General features: G+C 39.8%; 1 protein-coding gene. It reads right to left on the bottom strand.

Translation table 11 applies throughout. The features are described from left to right. A partial coding sequence (locus tag GQ589_RS12030) for an IS3 family transposase (RefSeq protein ID WP_160426496.1) occupies positions 1-277 on the bottom strand: 277 nt, incomplete at its 3' end. Between the last annotated feature and the right edge of the window lie 55 nt (positions 278-332).

The raw sequence follows: 332 nt of genomic DNA, 5'->3' as shown, positions 1-332 counted from the left end.
TATACTTGAATTTACGTGCTGCTTTACTCCGTAATCCCAATTGTTGCAAAACACGGCTAATTGTCCTTTCTGAAACTTGATAGCCCGCTTCTCTTGCATCATGAAGCAGGCTTGACGCACCCAAACAGGCTTTATGTTGCCAATACTGCTTTTGGATATACTCGCTGAGTTTGGTTGATTTGTTTGCTCTTTTTAACCAAGCATAATAACCCGATGAACTGACACCAAGTAATGAGCATATCCTAGTAACGGGATAGCAGATTAAATGGTTTTTCATATAAGCGTACTTCACCAACTTGGATTGTTGATGAAGTACACATGCGCCTTTTTTA

The sequence above is a fragment of the Gilliamella sp. Pas-s27 genome (assembly GCF_009795865.1).
Taxonomy (GTDB): Bacteria; Pseudomonadota; Gammaproteobacteria; order Enterobacterales; family Orbaceae; genus Gilliamella.
Note: the sequence above shows the minus strand (reverse complement) of the source record. Positions and strands in the feature narration are given on the sequence as shown.